Below are 16,208 nucleotides of genomic sequence, written 5' to 3'. Positions count from 1 at the left end.
TTCTTCTTTCATTTTCTACTCCCCCTTCTTTTCCATTCTACCATTGGGGGACAGGTACTGCTCTATTTTACGCTTACAGATGTAAATGAGGTTATTTGAGTAACTGGTGGGGTTCGAACCCTCGTGATATACCATTCAAAAAGGGCGCTAAGATTTTGAACGTCTGCATCGGGCGTCGGTCCGTCAATCCCAAGGGAATTGACAGACCGGCACTTTTTGTTTTTTCAGGAAAATGCAATACCCCCAGCGCCTGTTTTCAAAACAGGCGAAATCAAAAAGGGCCCTGGACTTTTCAACACAAAAGATTACCATTACATTAGAAAGCAAGGAGGATCGAAATGAACGCAGAAGAAAAAAAGAGACACTTCCAGGAACTAACCCTTAATCTTCAGCATGAGGGCTTTGTCGTAAAACCGGAAACAGAGGATGGTCTCCTGCCGGTGGGGCTGGATGGCCAACGCCTCTGCCTCGCTCTGGACTCTGGCGGGGTGAGGTACTGGAAGGAGGATGCGGCTGACGAGCATAGGAGCGCAGCCCTGGACAGAGTGATCTCCATCGCCAAAACCACCGCCGAGTATATGAGCCAGATGGAGGCAGCGCCCCGGTTGACGGTCAGCGGATTGACAGGAGACTACAGGCTGCTGGCGGATTTCAATGGCATAGTCTTGGCGAGCCACCCTACCCAGTATGGTGTCCAGTTTATCACCTGGGAGCGGACACAGGATGGCACCGGACTAAACCAGGGAAATTACTACGGCCCCCTTGGCGGTACGGGCTGCTATACCGCCGCCAAGCGGGGGTTTGCCACCCGCTCTGGCCTCGTTCCCCGCAGCGCCCTTTTTACTCTGGAGCAGCTGACGGAGGTCTACCGCTGTATCCATGAAACGCTGGAATCCGAATATCCCATTAGCGATGAGCGGCAGAGATGCCTGGAATCCACTGCGGAGCAGATTGAGCAGTGTGTTCCAGAACTGGACGAGCGGGTGACGCTGTCCAACCAGAAGGAGGTGAAGTTGACATCTATGGAATCCCCGCAGGAGGGCAGGATGCAATTCAGCTAGAAGCCAATACTTGTTGCAAGTAAGGTCGTTTCCCTGAAAAAAGGGCAGCGCCCTTTTTCTTTTTGCCCTTTTTTTCGGGAACCGCAAATAACAATAGGAGGGCAAAAAGAATATGGCAAGATATTTTATGGGCGATACCCGCCTGGCGGGGCTGTATGTGGGGCCCCCGCGCGGCCTGCCGCGTGGGGCAAGGAGGAGCAAGGGAGCGAAGCGAGGAATGGCCGCAGGCCGTTTCGAGCGTAGCGGACTTTGCGACGACGCGATGATGGACCCGTCCAGAACGCCGCCCACCCGCACTGACACCCGGAAAAAGAGGCCCCAGAAGAAGCCGCCCCGCAGCCAACCCGTCAAGCCGGGGCTCCGTGAGTGGGAGATCAAGGAGGGCAGCGTATGAGCTATGTGATTCAAGCAGTTTTGAGCAACACCCAGCGCCCGGAATGCGGCCAGGTTACTATCTCCTTCCCCATTCCCGTTGACCAGTACGATCAGACTATTGAGATGCTCCAGGCAATTGACCTGGGCTTTTCCGTGAACCGGGACTGCAAGGTGGACGAGATCGACAGTCAATACCATATACTGAATTCTATCCAGGGCACGCTGGTGAACGTGGATCAGCTGGACTACCTGGCGAAACGGTTGGACGGCTTCTGCTCCGGCGAGGCCAGCCAGTTCCAGGCTATGGCCCACAAGCTGAAGTTAACCGATATCAAAGACTTCATCAACCTGACATACTGCTGCAAGCAGGCCACAGTCATCACCGACTTCTCTGACTTGGAGACCGTAGGGCGCAGCCATTTTATGAATCTGAATGGCGGCAGTGCCACGATGGAGGAACTGAAAAACCTGGACGGCGTCGAAACTGCCTGCCTGCTGATCGATGGCGGCGGAGGAGTCATTACCCCTTATGGCGTGGTCTACGACAACAGCATGAAACTGGAATCGGTCTACAACGGACACCAGTTCCCCATATACCCTTACGACGGCCTTTTTATGGTGCTGGAGGTCATGCCGAAGCGGGTTCTGGCAGAAGGGAAAAATCCGGAGTACCTGTACCTCCCCGCCGCAGAACACCAGATCGAGCGGACACTGCTCCGCATTGGCATCACCTCGCCGCACGATGCTCAGATACGCATCGACTGCAATGAGTTGCCGGAAAAAGTGGATGAGGCGCTGGATATTGAGCATCTGAGCGGCGATGATCTTCCGGACCTGAACATGATGTGCCGGGCCATAGAGCCGCTGACTGAGGCGGATATGGAGAAGCTGAACGCGGTAGTGCTGTTTGCGGAGGCAGGAGATATGATGGCCGTCCGACAGCTGGCGGAAAGCCTGGACCAGTTTGACTTTGTCCCCGGTCTCCAGACCCCGGAGGAATACGGCAGGCACATGATCCGGGAGTCCGGTCATTTCGACTACGACGAAAACTTGGAGGGCTTCTACGACTACCGCCGCTACGGTGAACAGCAGCTCCAGCAGGAAGGCGGGCAGTTCAACGAGTGCGGCTATGTGGCATATCACGGTACGATGTCTCTGGAGGAGCTGATGATGGAGGACCCGGCTGAGCAGTACCAACGGGAACAGGGGCCGCAGATGGGAGGGCCTTGCTGATGGTACTTCAAATGCATAAGGGTGTCTTTGACCCCGAGAAAGCGGAGGTCATTTTCCCGACGACCCTGGCCAAGGTCCAGACAGAAATGAGAGGTCTGGAGGAGTTCGGTAAAAGCTATGGCGTGGTACGCATCGTCAGCGGCGAAGGCCCGACACAGCTTCTCACTGGGCGCGTGAAGGTCGATGACCTGAATACAGAAGCTGGGATTCAGAACCTTAACCGGCTTGCTGAGGCAATAGATAATATGAGCGACGAAAAGCTGAAGCTCCTCAACGGAGCCTTGGCTCTGGAACGAGCGGCAAACCTGGACGACGTTCTGCGTGTCACAGACAGCCTGGAGCAGTACGAACTTTTTCCCCAGATCAGGACAGATGAGGATTTGGGGCATTTTCTCGTAGATACTTCTTTCATTACCGGGAAATTTTCTTTTCCAGAGAAAACCAGGCCCTACCTGGACTATGCCAAGATAGGTGCGGAGCAGCGGGACACTCTTGGGGGTGCATACACGACCCATGGTTTTGTCAAACGCCGGGAAGAAGTTCCGGTGCAGGCGGAGGTGCCAAAAGCCATGCTTTTGACACTCACGGCCTCAGAACAGAGTTATCCCCTTGTCCTCCCCGCCTCCGAGAAGCAGCTGGAACACGCAAAGAAGTCCCTGGGAATCGAGGACTTCGCTCAAGCGGTGATTGCCAATGTGGAATATACGGCGCCTTATTTGAATCAGCTGATCCCTATGGATAGTATCACTGTAGAGGATGCCAACGAGATGGCGCTCTGTCTCCAGCGCCTTAAAAAAGACGGCGAGATCATGAAATACTGCGCCGCTCTGGAAGTGGAGGAACCGTCCACCTTCACCGAGGCCCTTGATATGGCCATCGACATTGATGACTACGAGCTGATCTCCGACAGCGAACGGGAGTATAGCCGTCAGGCCCTGCGCCGCATGGGTGCAAATGATGAAGTTCTGGAGGCTATAGAGGGCCATACCGATTTTGACCTGCTGGGCAGTGAGATGATGGAGGAGGACGGCGTTCGGCAAACCGGGTTCGGTCTGGCGCGCCGTCTGAGCAAGCCTTTCCCTCCCGCACCGGAGATTGGGCAGGCGATGATGTAAAAAGTTTTTGTAGACTTTCGCCGGGAGTTGTGGTATCTATTGTTGCTGACCAAAAACGAAAGGAAGTGAAACCATTGCAAATCAATATCTACAAGGATAAAATGCTGGGCGCCCGCCTGTTCGGGGCCTCAGTGCTGTTCAGTGCCACGCCCATCCCCCGCGAGGACGTGCCCCAGGGCTGGTACTGCTACGATCTGCGGGGTACTGCCCGCCATCCGGACGAACCCCACGCACTGGTGGATATGGCGGAGGAAAACCATACCGGTTCGATCCTCTCCTATCTGCCGCTGAAAAAAGCCCGTTCCCAGTTCCGGCTGGTCAAGGATATGTTCCAGATGACCGGTACAAATCCCAGCTTGGCGGAGTTCTGTGCTGAGGAAAAGATCCGCTGCCCTGAAACACCTCTCCGCCATCAGCTGTGCCCCGCATCCCCCGAGGATGCGGGGCTTTTTTATGCTCAGACGCCGGAGAAGGATGAGGAGCTGGGGGCCATCGGCCATGTCCGCATCGACTTCGGACACGAGGGACGCGAGGGCTTCTACCATACCTGGTGGCCCAGAGGCCCCGAGGAGCTGAACACCCAGGAGTTCCGGGATGAGCTGGACAAGGTGGTGAACGATCTCCGCAAGGGCGTCCTGAAAGACCTCCCCTCCATGCGGCGGTACTGCTATGGCAGCGAGGGGGCTATCGAGGGCGGCACCTGCTGCCAGAACTACGGCTTCACGCTGGAGACAGAGCGATACCTCTACCGTCTGCGTTGCAACCCCATAGAAGGCGACTATCAGTGCTATCTCAACTGCTTCGACAAACAGGCCCAGCAGATGGGACTGACGGAAAAAGGGCGCCAGGCGCTCCAGGACGCCGCCGATCCCACGCTCCCCCACAGCTATGACTGGTATGTGATCGAGCACATCAACACGCCTGAGCGGCAGGTAACGGACCAGCTCCCGCTGGAGGAGGCCATGCAGTTATATACCAGCCTCGACTGCGCGGACAAGCGGCTGGGCGTTACCAAGGACGGCATTGCCGCTGTGGATCTGGCCATCCATTGGGATGGCCGGGAGTGGCTGTCAGAGGACCGGCTGAGGATGGACGAATTCAAGGATGACCCGGTGATATCGGACGCTGCCGGCCAGATCCAGCAGATGCTGGACAGAAGCCCGGCTGTCGGGCGGGTCACCTTCGCCAGTGGTGAGCGTTGGAACTATACTGATCCGCAGAAGTACCTCCAGACTGTCCGTGAGGAACTGCCCTGCCATGCCACCACCGGCTTCCGCTGTGAGACGCTGACCGATGACCCCGTAGTCAGGAAGGCTGTAGAAGATATGATTTATGATCTGTATGGAGAGGAAAATCCCCGCCAGATCGAGGACTACGGTGGTACCGGCATGACGATGGGAGGTATAGGCTGATGAGTGAATCAAATCGGATTTTATACCCCGGAGCCGCGCTGGAACAATGGCTTGGCCGCGGAGCCCCCCAATCTTCTTATAACCTGGATGAGTTTCTGAAACTGATTGAGCCGACCTATCAGGCGTATGAGGAGTACATCCGAAGATGTGTTGCCGGTCTGACTACAGTCGCCGCACAGCGGGCGGCGCTCCATCAGGAGGAAGATATCACAAAACTGCGGGAGAGTATTCTGAAATTGGTGCCATTCTGGGGCTTGGATGGAGGCGCCTACGCGGATAAAGAAACCTCCATCCAGCTGGAACGGCAGTACAGAGAATCATTTGACCAGGCCGTGTCAGCCGCGCGGAGATCCGGTCAGGCTCCCGCACTGCCAGACAGCGCCAAAAATGATATTTTGATCGCATTGGAAATTCACCGTCAGGAGTTGGAAAACGACGGCGAACTGGATGACTGGATTGAGGAATGTGTGTCGCTGCAAAGACAGCTGTGGTCAGAGTGGCAGATGGACGCTGATCGCTCCCAGCAGGCAGCGCCGGCAATGGAGGGTATGAGCTGATGAAAGACCTTGTTCAATGTACGGTTTCCCGCAATGATTTCCAGCGGTGGCTGGACTGGGGAAACGCGCCTTTGACAATCTGCACGGGCGAGAAAGCCGTGACGATGCTCCTCAAAATCGAAAAAAAGCCGGTTGACTATCTGTACCAGACTGCTGTGGAAGCAGATGGCTGTATCTCCTGGAAAAACGGCCTGACATTTTGTGGTGTACATGGCATCAAAAACCACACCCTGTATCTGACGGAGAGTCTGACAGCCATCCTCACAGACGGCCAGAGCCCATTCGCGGCCAGGGCCATTCCCTCTGTGGTAAATGAGATATGCGGCAGGATCAATCGGCGCGTGGAGGAGATCATCGCTAATGACCGGAACAACCTCCCCACACAGATAGTCTCCAGCGGGCAAGCGAAGCGCGATCTTCAATATTATCAGGACTACGGCGCCAAAGAAGCGGTAATCCAGCAAATTTTTGCCAACCAGGTGCCAGATGGGCAGTTCCACAGCGACTATATTCTGAATGAACTGCCGGAGGCCGCTTTTATGGCCTGGCTCCAGGACCCGGAGGGCTTCATTGAGACAGAGGCGGATCAGCATATCAAAATCAATCAGGAGAAGTTTCTCCTGCAATTTCTGAAAGATGACGCTCTGTTAGCGGAATATCAGGCGCTGATGCAGGATACCGAAAATCCCATCCACCGAATGAAAGCCATCACAGAGGCGTTAAAAGCCAGCGGCGCTAAAACGGTAACCGTCACGGTTCAGAAGGATGGCGCGGAACTGACTTTCAAGGCGGCGGCAAATTCCCTGACAGGCCATAGGAATTATTACAGCACCTATGATATCCCCGCACAGGACCGCCGTGAGTTTGAGCAGCTGTTTGGCCGCAGCGCCAATTACTGTGCGGAGGACATTACTATGATCAGTTACGGCAGAAATACGATCTATGAGGCCCCAACTGCTCAGACTGCGGAGATCACGGAGGGGTATGGGCCAGCAATGCAAATGGGAGGAATGTAAATGAACCATATATCGAAAGAATGGCTGGAGTTCCTGCGGGAGCAGTTCCCGCAGGGCAGCCGGATCAAACTCAGAGAGATGAAGGATGACCCCTGCCCGGTGGAGCCTGGGAGCATGGGGACGCTGAAGGGCATCGACGACGCTGGCCACTTCCTGGTGAACTGGGACAGTGGCCGCAGCCTGAACCTGGTGCTGGGGGCGGACAGCTTCTCCATCCTGCCCCCGCCCCTCCAGACGCTGAAGCTGTACGCTCCCATGACCGCTGAACTCTTTGAACCTGACGGATACGGCGGGATAGATGAGGACGGTGTTCCTTTGGATGGGCGGGATCTTCGCCGCTATGCGGACAGCATCCTGGCGGCGCTGATCCGGGAGCGGATGCCGGAGGAGGCAGAGCGCGGCGTCATGCACTGGTACGGCAGGGATGACGCAGTGAATCAGAAAGTCCGCTCCGCCCTGTTCACCACAGAGGAACGGGATGGCCGGCTCTGGGCGGTGGTGGAATGCCGGGTGCAGGGTGCTTTGACACCCATGGAACTGGAGACCTTAACTGACTATCTCAGCGGACAAATGTCTGACGGCTGGGGCGAGGGCTTCGAGCAGCGCAATATTGGCATCGGTGATGGCTATGAACTGTACGCCCACCTGTGGCAGAGCAAAGACTGGAGTATCATGCCGGAACAGGACCGCTTTGATCCCCACTTCTCTGAGCGCCTGCCAGATATGTGCTTCTCTGTCCTGCCCGAAAAAGAAACTCTGATTTGTATCACCAGGGGTGCTGGCTGGCAGGTGGCAGAGGTCAACAGCAAGAAACCCGGCCTGAACCGCTGCATGGCAAACTACCGCAACCAGTGCCGCGGTATCTCCCCCGCACAGGAACAGGCCATGTTAGGCGGCTGTCTCCATGGCTGGGACTCTCCCGCCGCCGATCCGGCGCAATATGACGAGCAAGGCCAGGTCAAGGGAGGGATGACCCATGGATAAGATATTCCATATCCGCGCCCTGAACAGCCCCAACGGAGACTTCCGGGAGGTGGAGTTGGACCTGCCGGCCACGGATTACCAGCTTCTCGACGCGATGGAACAGCTCCGGCTGGAGGACGGAATACGTCCGTATCTGGAGTACCATGCCGCCGAGGAATACGACTATTTGAATAAACGCATTCAGGAGACGGACCTTGTCCAGCTCAATGCCCTGGCCAAGCGGCTGGCAGAGCTGGACATGCGGGGCATGGCCGCCTTCGAGGGGCTGGTCTGCATGGATGTTCAGAAAGGCGGAAAAACAATCCCCATTGGCAGTCTGATCGACTACGCCTACAGTGGGGAATGCTGCCATGTGGTGGAGGATGCTGTCACCGATGAGGAGTTGGGCAGGTTCCTTGTGGAGAGCGGGTTTATCCCAAAAACAGACGCCATTCCGGATGCCGCGCTTGAACTGCTGGACTACGCGCAGATCGGGAAGAACCATCGGGAGGCGGAGGGCAGTACATTTACCGGCTTCGGTTATGTGGAGCGGCACAGCGAACCGCGTCAGGTTTACAAAACCTTGGATTTCACGCTGAAAAGGCCCGCATACACCATTCTGGCTGAGACATTTGACGGAAACCGGGTGGAGTTTCCATACCCGGCAAACGCTCCCATGGGGACGGAGCCGGTGCGCTGTGTGGACTGCGCCGCGCCGCATTTGATCGGACTGAGCGGCGGGATGGAAGCTGTGGACCTGCTGGCCCGCCGGCTGACGGGTCTGGAACCGAAGGCCCTCAGCGCATACAAAGCTCTGCTGGAAGCTGCGGACTGCGAAGATCTCCAGAGCGCCAGGACGCTCATAGATTCGCTGGACAAGTACATTTTCTCCCCCCAGCACAGCTCCCCCACCGAAGTGGCGGAAGAAGAGCTATCTACTATCCTCTGCGATGAGGACGTGGAAACGATTATCCCCCACCTGAACCTGTACCAGTACGGACAGGCGCTAATCAAGCGGTGCGGTGGTTCATTGACCGCCTACGGCCTGATCGAGCGCAAGGACCACCAGCCGGTCCAGGCAATGGAAAACAAGCCCTGTCAGGGCGGAATGGAGATGAAATATTGATGTATGACTTCAAATATCTGCTGTCGCAGTCCAGCACGGATATCTTCCAGACGTGGGTGAAAAAGCGTCTGGAGGCACTGAGCGTCCGGGAAGGGTATATCCTCGCTTCCGTTCTCCAGAGGTCGCCGCCCAAAGACATAGATGATCTGGTGTACTGCCTCTATTATGTGAAAGAACACGACATCTGCCCGGCCGGGAACTATGAGGCGCTGGGAAAATTCTATTTTCAGCGTCTCAAAGTTTCGGAGGATGTTCTGCTGTATGTTGATTTGGATCAGCTGGGCCATCAATATGCAGACGAGCACCCCGGCCAGTTTATCGGCCAGTACTATGTGGTATATCCGAAAGAGGCCGAGCTGATGGACCCCGTGTTGACTCCGTACGAAGATGAGGGCTGGAGTGTCAAGCTGAAGCTGGCCTCCTCCGCTATGCCCGATGGTGTCTGGCTCCGTCTGCCTGATTACGGTCTGGACACCGAGTATGGTATAGGGGAGCTTGCATTGGCTCTTCGCGAATTAAAAGTTGACTCTCTGGACGACTGTACCCTGCTGGACGCCCAGTGCATCCTGCCCGACGCGGGCGATCTGATGGCACAGTACAGCAGCGCCAGTGAATTGGTTAGCGACGGGAACAACCTGGGCCATATTTTGGAGGAGCAGGACCAGAATGAACTTTTCTGGCTGGTGAAAATTTTCGATATACTGCAATATGAGGACTGCCATACCTTAAAATTCGCTATGGACATTATACAAAACTTGCATTGCTATGAGTGGGTACCCCGCGATGAACTGGAGGAAATCGCCATAAATCATTTGCGGGAAAAGCGTGTGCCGGATGAGCTGATCAAGTCAGGAACCATCGACCTCAAAGGTTACGCCGGGGAACTGCTGGAGATCTCCGGGTACAAGCAGGTCAGCGACAAACCTTGCTATATAACCAGGAACAACCTGGAGTTCATCCGTGAGTACACCGCTCCGAGCGGGGCAGGTATGACCATGCAGTAACAATAAACAGGGGCCGTTTTTCCGAAAGTGACGAATGGCCCCTGTTTTTTTATGCCCTTTTTCGGAAGAATGGCCCGAGAAAGGAGCAGAAAATGCGAGAAGAAAGACTTTTGAGCTATCTGAAAGGGGCCTGTCCCGGCAGGAAATACCGGGTGAGCGGCGTGGATCTGGAGAGGGCCCTGGGCCTGAGCGGCGCCGACCTGCGCAGGCTGGTCAACCGGCTCAGGCGAAAGGGTGTCCCTATCGCCAGCGACCGGCAGGGCTACTTCTACGCCGCTACCGCCGGCGAGGTCTATACCACCATCCGCCAGCTGAGGCAGATGGTCACTGGCTTGGAGAAGGCCATCGCCGGCCTGGAGGCGGCCCTGGAGGACTTTGGCGAGATGGACGGCGTCGGAGGTGATTCCCCCTGAACAGCTTCATGAGCTGGGTAGGCGGGAAAAAGGCGCTCCGGGAGGAGATTGTCAAGCGGTTTCCCTTGGGATATAAGCGGTACATTGAGGTTTTCGGGGGAGCGGCCTGGGTGCTGTTCTACAAAAACCCTGGAAAGGATTTTGAGGTCTACAACGACTTTAATCATCTTCTCGCCAATCTGTACCGCTGTGTACAGGAGCATCCCAATGAGCTGATCGAGTCCCTGCGTTATGTAATCAATTCCCGTGAGAATTTTGAGTGGGCACGGGATTCGCTTGCCCAGAATGTCCCGGCGTCGCCGGTACAAAAAGCGTCCTGGTTCTATCAGGTCATCCGTTTCAGCTACGCCTCGGGCCTGCTCAGCTATGGCAGCCAGCCCCACGATATGTGGAGTGATTTTCCGCTGATCCTGCAAGCGAACCGGAGACTGAAAGATGTGCTGGTGGAAAACCAGGATTTCGAGCAGCTCATCCGTCACTACGACCGGGAGGACAGCCTGTTCTACTGCGACCCGCCCTACCACGCCACCGAGGGGTACTACCAGAACATTGGAAAGGACGGATTTACAGAGAAAGACCACATCCGTTTGCGGGACAGGCTGCTGTCCATGGAAGGAAAGTTCCTGCTCTCCTACAACGACGACGCCTTTGTCCGTGACCTGTACGACGCCCCCAGCATTCATATTCAGTCCATCACCCGGCTGAACAATATCAAACAGCGGTACGACCCCAACTGCCAGTTTGAGGAGGTGTTCATCGCCAACTACGACATGAACGAGCGTGGGCTGTATGTGCCTAAACAATTCAATCTTTTTGACTGACATGGAGGAAAAAACATGAACTTTGTAAAAAGACCATCTTTAAAAGGAGTCTACATCACACCCGGTACCCTGAAAATCAGCAAGCTCCCTGACAACGAGAAACTGGAGCTGCACACGCTGGACCACGCCCTGGTCCTTCTGAAAGGGCAGATGACCGCCCCGGAGCTGCTGGCTGCCGCCCACACACTGGCGGGCCTGGCAGCAGATCTGATCACCCACTTGTCTGAGGTCTGCGGCCCCTGCGAGCAGTGCGGCGAGAACAGCTGTCCCTATGATGATCTGGATGAGGCTGGCATTGACCTGCCCGACTACCTGCGGCAGGAGGCCGGAATCCCCCAGGACGCCAAGCTGTGCGCTGAGGTCAATGAAGAGAACTCCTCCGTAACGATTTCCGCGGCGGAACATCGGCACGACCTGCGTGACATCCCGCCCGAGCTGCTGGAGACCTTTACCGCGGTCGGCGCCTGCCTGGGCGAGCTGGAGGAACACATGATTATGGAGGATATCGTCTATGGCAAGTGACTTTCCCTATGTCTACCCCAACTCCAGAGCGGAGGCCCGCCGCCATAAGGAGACGCAGATGCATGAGGACAGCTTTGGGGAAAATGCCCGCTGCGCACTCGCCATAAAGCAGGCCATCCGGGAGCATTTCAATGATGCGGACGAGTCGCTGTCCGAGGGTTGCGCCCAGTCTGTGCTGGAAGCGTTCGGCTTCAAGCGGGTGAACTTCGTTCTGGCTAACTCCCTGAAGCAGATGAGCTGTCCGGAGCTGATCAGCGAGGAGATTCATCAGTGGGGCCGTGGGACCTACATTCCCCCGGACGGCAAGTATAACCGCTGCTATGCGGTGGACACCGCCGCTCCGCTGTTGGAAGCGTTCATCGGCCAGGCCAGGAATGCGTACCAGGCACTGGGGCTGTTCGGTCCGGAGCACTGCGTTGGTGCCCAGCATGAGCAGGACTACAAGGGCAAGGTGCTGGTAATGAGCCCCGATACGCTTCGGGAGGCTTGCTGGGACCCCCGCAGCCAGCTCTGGTACGGCGAGGGGGGCTTTGGCTGTTCTCCCACATCCCGTGGGCACGCGGTCTATGCCACCTGTCTGGGCGACGGGGAGAAGACCCGCTGGAACCGCTCCGACTTTGTCGGAGTTCTGGACGAGCAGTATCTGCCGGACTGGGCGATGGAGAAGCTGGAGGAATTGCGAGGCCCCAAGCAGGAACAGGACAGCGGCCCCGCCATGGGCGGTATGACCATGAGCTGAGGTGCGGCCATGAAGTTATCCTATTATACCATAGATGATCTGCGCCTTGGGTACGATCCCCAGGGAGAGAACGGCTGGCGGCTGTCCCGCTTCCTGGACTTCCGGGATGCGCTGGAACAGTACTGTTCCCTGCCGGATGACGCCGTCAAGGTCATAGGCATCAGCAACGGAGAACAGGATGTGGAGCTGGCCCGCCGTCTGCCCGTCAGCGCCGGTACCTGGGAGAATGTCCTGGTCCTGGACTTCCTCGCCCTCCCCCTATGGAAAAAGGAGGAGGGCGTGATCTCCTTGGCCAGAGAACTGGCATCCCAACTGGATATCCGATACTGCCTTGCTGTGGACAAGCTGGTCCCCGCCCCCGGAAATTGGGGCGCCTCCAAACAACGGCTGAAGGGCAAATACCTCTGGCCCGATGTCCCAGGCATTCTGAAATCTGCCGTCCGCTGGCTCTACCTGTCCGGCACCGGCTGGATATCCCCCACAGAGCTGAAACGCCGTTACTCCGCGCCGGAACAGTCCTTCCACTATCCCGTCATTACCAAATACCGTGTGGACGGGATAACGGCGGACGGAACCTTTGCCCCGCTGGAAGTCTCCCACTGGGAGTATCTGATGTTGGCCCGCCGCACACAGGAACGGCTTGACCATAAGAAAAGTTAAATAGGAGGAAAGGATCATGAACAGCAAATCCCAGAGCAAAACCACACCCCAGAGTGCCCCTGAGCAGGAGGCTCTCCCCATGCAGATGGAGGTCAAAATCCACGCCCTGAACACCAGCGGGAATGTGCTGGCTAACGCCTCGGTGACCCTGAACGGTTGTTTCGCTGTCCGGGGCGTCAAGGTCATCAGCAGCGAGAACGGCCCCTTCGTCTCCATGCCCCACTATAAGAGCAGGGACGGCTACAAGGACATCTGCTTCCCCTGCACCTCGTCGTCGCAAACTCCATATCCCTCGCTTCCGGGCAAAGCCCGAAAGCTCGCTCATTTCGTTGCTCCTCCTCTTCGTGGCAGACCCGCTACGCTGGGCTCTGCCACGATGTTCAGCGACGCAGTGGTGGCCGCCTACCGACAGGAGCTGGCCCAGCTGCCCCAGCGGCAGCAGGTGGCCCCGCAGGAACAGGAGGCTCCGCCCGCACCTGCAATGACGATGTAAAGGAGAGAACAGAAGATGAAAAAAGCATTCGTATTGTGCGCCGCAGCATTGGCCCTGACCCTAATCATGGCCCCCGCCGCTTACGCGGCGGACCAAGCCCCCAGTCCTGCGTGCTACCCCACCTCCGTGACCCGGAGTGAGGATGGCTCCGAGATCCGCAAAGTCTATGACCTCTCCCCAGAGGAGGACCCCGCTGGGATCGCCCGGTCCGACTTTGAGCAGGAGGGCTTCCGCTACACGCTGGTGGACCTGCTCAAGCAGGAGGCTCCGGAGCATGAGGAGCGGTTCCACACCGAAACCGTCTCCATCCCCAGCAAGAACAAGGACATGGAGTCCGTGCTGGCCCTGCTGCCCGCTGAAAGGGAATTTGTCACCGAGGACGGCCTCACCGGGACCCTGTCCCTCCGGCTGGATACGGTGCAGGTGGAGGTGGCTGGATACGGCAGCTCCGCCAAGGAGGTTTCTGCCACCCGGACTTATCCCAATCTGGCGGGTCAGGATACCCAGTATATCCCCAAGACGATCCAGGACGGCGGCCGCACTCTGACTCTCCAGAATATCAGCTGGCAGACAGACAACACCGGCAGCCTGGACGACTACACTCTGGGCGACCGCTACACCGCCGTGGCCACCTACACCGGCAGCGCCACCAGCAGCTATGTGAAGGGCTACACGGTGACCGCCGACTACAGCGGTACTGTCGGCAGGATCGCGTTGAACAAGACCCGGTATGTGGCCATCTTCGAGGGTACGCCCCTCAAACCTATCGAGCCCGTGCCCGACCCCAGCACCCAAAACCCATCCGGTTTCAACTGGCCGCTCCTGCTGGCGCCTCTGGGCGTCATTGCTGTAGCCGGCACGGGAGTAGGCGTGGCCCTGTTCCTGAAACACCGCAAAGAAAATGAGGAGGATTCCGAATGAAAAAATTTTCTGTTTTTCTCTCTGTTCTGTGCCTGACCGTTTCCCTGATGATTCCCACCAGCGCCGCTACACCGTTGGAGTATACAATCAGCGGCCCCGGCGAACCGGAGTACGGCAAGCCCACGTCCTTTGAGGTGGTCCACACTCCCGATAATGGCGCTCTAAAAAACGAGGATGTGAGCAAGAACGCCGCCCTTGCCCCGCCCACTTTTGGCAGCTGCAGCGCCGACACGCTGAACACCGGCACGCCGCTCACGCCCAATCTAGCTCCCGGCTATCAGCCCACCGCTGGGGCTGTTATCAATGGCAGCACCGGCGTGGTCCCGCCTCCCGCCATGGGTGGCGGCTCCATCTACGTCCCCGGCTCGTCCTCGGTGACTGTGACCACCCCCGGCAGTACCTCCAGCGGTTACACAGCAGTGACGGACGACCTCTACTACAGCAACGGCAGCCTGGGAACACTGAAGATCCCTGCCATCGACCTGTCCGTCAAGGTCTACCAGGGCACGGACAGCAAGACCCTTGCCAAAGGCGCAGGCCACTTTACCGAGACCTCCATCTGGGACGGCAACGTGGCCTTGGCGGCCCATAACCGTGGTGTGAACAACCACTTTGGGAAGATCCACACGCTGGAACTGGGCGATACCATCACACTGACCACCAAGCTGGGGACTCGCACCTACGAGGTGACCAGCGTCTCCAAGGTGAGTGAGACAGACCGCAGCGCCCTTGCCGCCTCTTCTTCTAATATGATCACCCTCTACACCTGTGTCCGCGATGAACGGGACCAGCGGTGGTGCGTCCAAGGCGTGGAAATTAGGTAATATGCTTCGTTTCTGCCCCTGTTTTTCTCCGTTTTAGATTGCTGTTTTCTCTCGACTTTTGGCCTCTTTTTCGATATTGTATTGCTTGCAAAAGCTCCAAAAAATATTGAATGCAGGAGGAAAAAGTATGAATAGCATGAAAAAACGAATCGCCGCCGCGATGACGGCATCCGCCCTCACCCTCGTCCTCACGGTCCCCGCTATGGCCGCGGAGGCACCGGACATCCGGGTAAGCAGCTATAAGGGCAGTACCCTGGAGGTGGGAGAGCGAAGTGGACTCATCCTCGGCCCCAGTGGGACCGAGTACACCGTCACCTCCAGTGCCCCGGACATCGTAGCGGTAGAGCAGGTGCTGACCTTCTGGGTCGCTGTCGCCAAGGCGGAGGGGAGCGCGGAGATCACCGCCTCCAACAGCGCCGGGGAACGCGGGAGCGTAACGCTGACGGTCGGATCCGCTGACCCCACCGCGCCGGAGGCCCCCGCCAGCGGGGACAGCGCCGGCCTGACAGACAATCTGGAGATACGACAGGAGATGATCCGGCTCATCAACCAGACCCGCAAGGCCAACGGTGTGTCGGAGCTGTCAATCAATGAGGCCCTGATGAACGCCGCCCAAGTCTGCTCCGACCGGCGCTACACCTGGCACCACTCCCAAGAGGAGTGCCAGACCGCAAAAGACGCCGGTTACCCCTACGGCTTCGGAGACAACCTCACCGTGTTCACCGGCACAGACAACGCCGCTCAGCGAGCTGTCGATAACTGGATCAGCTCCCCTGGACACTTCGAGACCATGATCGACCCGGCCTGTGACTGCATCGGTGTGGGTGTGACACAGTACAACGGCGTCACCTACTGCTATATGTTCGTCGGAATCCCCAACAGCGTAAACTTCTATGCGTAAGCGGATATAAACCAAAAGGGGCCCTCCAGCTGGAGGGCCCCTTTCTATGCCT

General features: G+C 57.3%; 19 protein-coding genes. All 19 read left to right on the top strand.

Annotated features, from left to right (window positions below):
* Window positions 1-338 precede the first annotated feature (338 nt).
* The 19 genes from D1641_RS13550 (at window position 339) to D1641_RS13455 (ending at window position 16,156) form a co-directional block, all read left to right on the top strand.
* A complete protein-coding gene (locus tag D1641_RS13550) occupies window positions 339-1,061 on the top strand; it encodes a hypothetical protein (RefSeq protein WP_160666579.1) in 723 nt (240 codons plus the stop codon).
* A gap of 112 nt (window positions 1,062-1,173) precedes the next feature.
* The gene (locus tag D1641_RS13545; protein ID WP_160666577.1) at window positions 1,174-1,455 is read left to right on the top strand and encodes a hypothetical protein; all 282 of its coding nucleotides are present in this window, start codon (window positions 1,174-1,176) and stop codon (window positions 1,453-1,455) included.
* The gene (locus D1641_RS13540; protein ID WP_160666575.1) at window positions 1,452-2,669 is read left to right on the top strand and encodes a hypothetical protein; all 1,218 of its coding nucleotides are present in this window, start codon (window positions 1,452-1,454) and stop codon (window positions 2,667-2,669) included. Before D1641_RS13545 ends, D1641_RS13540 begins: the two co-directional genes overlap by 4 nt.
* Window positions 2,669-3,784 carry a DUF6329 domain-containing protein gene (locus D1641_RS13535; protein WP_160666573.1) on the top strand — a complete coding sequence of 372 codons (1,116 nt, stop codon included), beginning with the start codon at window positions 2,669-2,671 and terminating at the stop codon, window positions 3,782-3,784. The genes D1641_RS13540 and D1641_RS13535 overlap by 1 nt, the downstream gene beginning before the upstream one ends.
* A 74-nt stretch (window positions 3,785-3,858) precedes the next feature.
* A complete protein-coding gene (locus D1641_RS19500) occupies window positions 3,859-5,196 on the top strand; it encodes an LPD28 domain-containing protein (protein ID WP_243149394.1) in 1,338 nt (445 codons plus the stop codon).
* Window positions 5,196-5,753, top strand: coding sequence for a hypothetical protein (locus tag D1641_RS13520; RefSeq protein WP_160666571.1), 558 nt, complete (start codon window positions 5,196-5,198; stop codon window positions 5,751-5,753). Before D1641_RS19500 ends, D1641_RS13520 begins: the two co-directional genes overlap by 1 nt.
* Window positions 5,753-6,769 (top strand): hypothetical protein, encoded by a 1,017-nt coding sequence (locus tag D1641_RS13515; protein WP_243149393.1) that lies wholly within the window; start codon window positions 5,753-5,755, stop codon window positions 6,767-6,769. Before D1641_RS13520 ends, D1641_RS13515 begins: the two co-directional genes overlap by 1 nt.
* Entirely contained in the window at window positions 6,770-7,753 is a 984-nt protein-coding gene (locus D1641_RS13510; RefSeq protein WP_160666569.1) for a DUF4314 domain-containing protein, read from the top strand.
* Window positions 7,746-8,858, top strand: a complete 1,113-nt coding sequence (locus D1641_RS13505; RefSeq protein ID WP_160666568.1) for an antirestriction protein ArdA — start codon at window positions 7,746-7,748, stop codon at window positions 8,856-8,858. Before D1641_RS13510 ends, D1641_RS13505 begins: the two co-directional genes overlap by 8 nt.
* Window positions 8,858-9,862 (top strand): hypothetical protein, encoded by a 1,005-nt coding sequence (locus D1641_RS13500; protein WP_160666566.1) that lies wholly within the window; start codon window positions 8,858-8,860, stop codon window positions 9,860-9,862. The genes D1641_RS13505 and D1641_RS13500 overlap by 1 nt, the downstream gene beginning before the upstream one ends.
* A gap of 92 nt (window positions 9,863-9,954) precedes the next feature.
* Window positions 9,955-10,275 (top strand): hypothetical protein, encoded by a 321-nt coding sequence (locus D1641_RS13495; RefSeq protein ID WP_160666564.1) that lies wholly within the window; start codon window positions 9,955-9,957, stop codon window positions 10,273-10,275.
* 8 nt (window positions 10,276-10,283) lie between these two features.
* Window positions 10,284-11,096 (top strand): DNA adenine methylase, encoded by an 813-nt coding sequence (locus D1641_RS13490; protein WP_160666562.1) that lies wholly within the window; start codon window positions 10,284-10,286, stop codon window positions 11,094-11,096.
* 15 nt (window positions 11,097-11,111) lie between these two features.
* Window positions 11,112-11,618 carry a hypothetical protein gene (locus tag D1641_RS13485; RefSeq protein WP_160666560.1) on the top strand — a complete coding sequence of 169 codons (507 nt, stop codon included), beginning with the start codon at window positions 11,112-11,114 and terminating at the stop codon, window positions 11,616-11,618.
* A complete protein-coding gene (locus tag D1641_RS13480) occupies window positions 11,608-12,357 on the top strand; it encodes a DUF3849 domain-containing protein (RefSeq protein WP_160666558.1) in 750 nt (249 codons plus the stop codon). The genes D1641_RS13485 and D1641_RS13480 overlap by 11 nt, the downstream gene beginning before the upstream one ends.
* A gap of 9 nt (window positions 12,358-12,366) precedes the next feature.
* Entirely contained in the window at window positions 12,367-13,017 is a 651-nt protein-coding gene (locus tag D1641_RS13475; RefSeq protein ID WP_160666556.1) for a hypothetical protein, read from the top strand.
* A 16-nt stretch (window positions 13,018-13,033) separates the two neighbouring features.
* On the top strand, window positions 13,034-13,510 hold the full coding sequence (locus D1641_RS13470; protein WP_160666554.1) for a SpoVG family protein: 477 nt from the start codon (window positions 13,034-13,036) through the stop codon (window positions 13,508-13,510).
* 15 nt (window positions 13,511-13,525) lie between these two features.
* Window positions 13,526-14,431, top strand: a complete 906-nt coding sequence (locus D1641_RS13465; RefSeq protein ID WP_160666552.1) for a cell wall anchor protein — start codon at window positions 13,526-13,528, stop codon at window positions 14,429-14,431.
* On the top strand, window positions 14,428-15,255 hold the full coding sequence (locus D1641_RS13460) for a class D sortase (protein WP_160666550.1): 828 nt from the start codon (window positions 14,428-14,430) through the stop codon (window positions 15,253-15,255). Before D1641_RS13465 ends, D1641_RS13460 begins: the two co-directional genes overlap by 4 nt.
* A gap of 127 nt (window positions 15,256-15,382) precedes the next feature.
* On the top strand, window positions 15,383-16,156 hold the full coding sequence (locus D1641_RS13455; protein WP_160666548.1) for a CAP domain-containing protein: 774 nt from the start codon (window positions 15,383-15,385) through the stop codon (window positions 16,154-16,156).
* Window positions 16,157-16,208: the final 52 nt, after the last annotated feature.

This window comes from Colidextribacter sp. OB.20 (genome assembly GCF_009911595.1).
Taxonomy (GTDB): domain Bacteria; phylum Bacillota; class Clostridia; order Oscillospirales; family Oscillospiraceae; genus Lawsonibacter.
The sequence above is the reverse complement of the archived record's forward strand: the minus strand, read 5'-3'. Positions and strand labels throughout refer to the sequence as shown.

What these genes read in the sequence shown, in the direction of transcription:
- D1641_RS13485 (WP_160666560.1), top strand. Translation starts at nt 11,112, where the DNA reads ATGAACTTTGTAAAAAGACCATCTTTAAAAGGAGTCTACATCACACCC.
- D1641_RS13500 (WP_160666566.1), top strand. Translation starts at nt 8,858, where the DNA reads ATGTATGACTTCAAATATCTGCTGTCGCAGTCCAGCACGGATATCTTC.
- D1641_RS13520 (WP_160666571.1), top strand. Translation starts at nt 5,196, where the DNA reads ATGAGTGAATCAAATCGGATTTTATACCCCGGAGCCGCGCTGGAACAA.
- D1641_RS13550 (WP_160666579.1), top strand. Translation starts at nt 339, where the DNA reads ATGAACGCAGAAGAAAAAAAGAGACACTTCCAGGAACTAACCCTTAAT.
- D1641_RS13465 (WP_160666552.1), top strand. Translation starts at nt 13,526, where the DNA reads ATGAAAAAAGCATTCGTATTGTGCGCCGCAGCATTGGCCCTGACCCTA.
- D1641_RS13505 (WP_160666568.1), top strand. Translation starts at nt 7,746, where the DNA reads ATGGATAAGATATTCCATATCCGCGCCCTGAACAGCCCCAACGGAGAC.
- D1641_RS13540 (WP_160666575.1), top strand. Translation starts at nt 1,452, where the DNA reads ATGAGCTATGTGATTCAAGCAGTTTTGAGCAACACCCAGCGCCCGGAA.
- D1641_RS13510 (WP_160666569.1), top strand. Translation starts at nt 6,770, where the DNA reads ATGAACCATATATCGAAAGAATGGCTGGAGTTCCTGCGGGAGCAGTTC.
- D1641_RS13470 (WP_160666554.1), top strand. Translation starts at nt 13,034, where the DNA reads ATGAACAGCAAATCCCAGAGCAAAACCACACCCCAGAGTGCCCCTGAG.
- D1641_RS13480 (WP_160666558.1), top strand. Translation starts at nt 11,608, where the DNA reads ATGGCAAGTGACTTTCCCTATGTCTACCCCAACTCCAGAGCGGAGGCC.
- D1641_RS13545 (WP_160666577.1), top strand. Translation starts at nt 1,174, where the DNA reads ATGGCAAGATATTTTATGGGCGATACCCGCCTGGCGGGGCTGTATGTG.
- D1641_RS13475 (WP_160666556.1), top strand. Translation starts at nt 12,367, where the DNA reads ATGAAGTTATCCTATTATACCATAGATGATCTGCGCCTTGGGTACGAT.
- D1641_RS13490 (WP_160666562.1), top strand. Translation starts at nt 10,284, where the DNA reads ATGAGCTGGGTAGGCGGGAAAAAGGCGCTCCGGGAGGAGATTGTCAAG.
- D1641_RS13515 (WP_243149393.1), top strand. Translation starts at nt 5,753, where the DNA reads ATGAAAGACCTTGTTCAATGTACGGTTTCCCGCAATGATTTCCAGCGG.
- D1641_RS13455 (WP_160666548.1), top strand. Translation starts at nt 15,383, where the DNA reads ATGAATAGCATGAAAAAACGAATCGCCGCCGCGATGACGGCATCCGCC.
- D1641_RS13535 (WP_160666573.1), top strand. Translation starts at nt 2,669, where the DNA reads ATGGTACTTCAAATGCATAAGGGTGTCTTTGACCCCGAGAAAGCGGAG.
- D1641_RS13460 (WP_160666550.1), top strand. Translation starts at nt 14,428, where the DNA reads ATGAAAAAATTTTCTGTTTTTCTCTCTGTTCTGTGCCTGACCGTTTCC.
- D1641_RS13495 (WP_160666564.1), top strand. Translation starts at nt 9,955, where the DNA reads ATGCGAGAAGAAAGACTTTTGAGCTATCTGAAAGGGGCCTGTCCCGGC.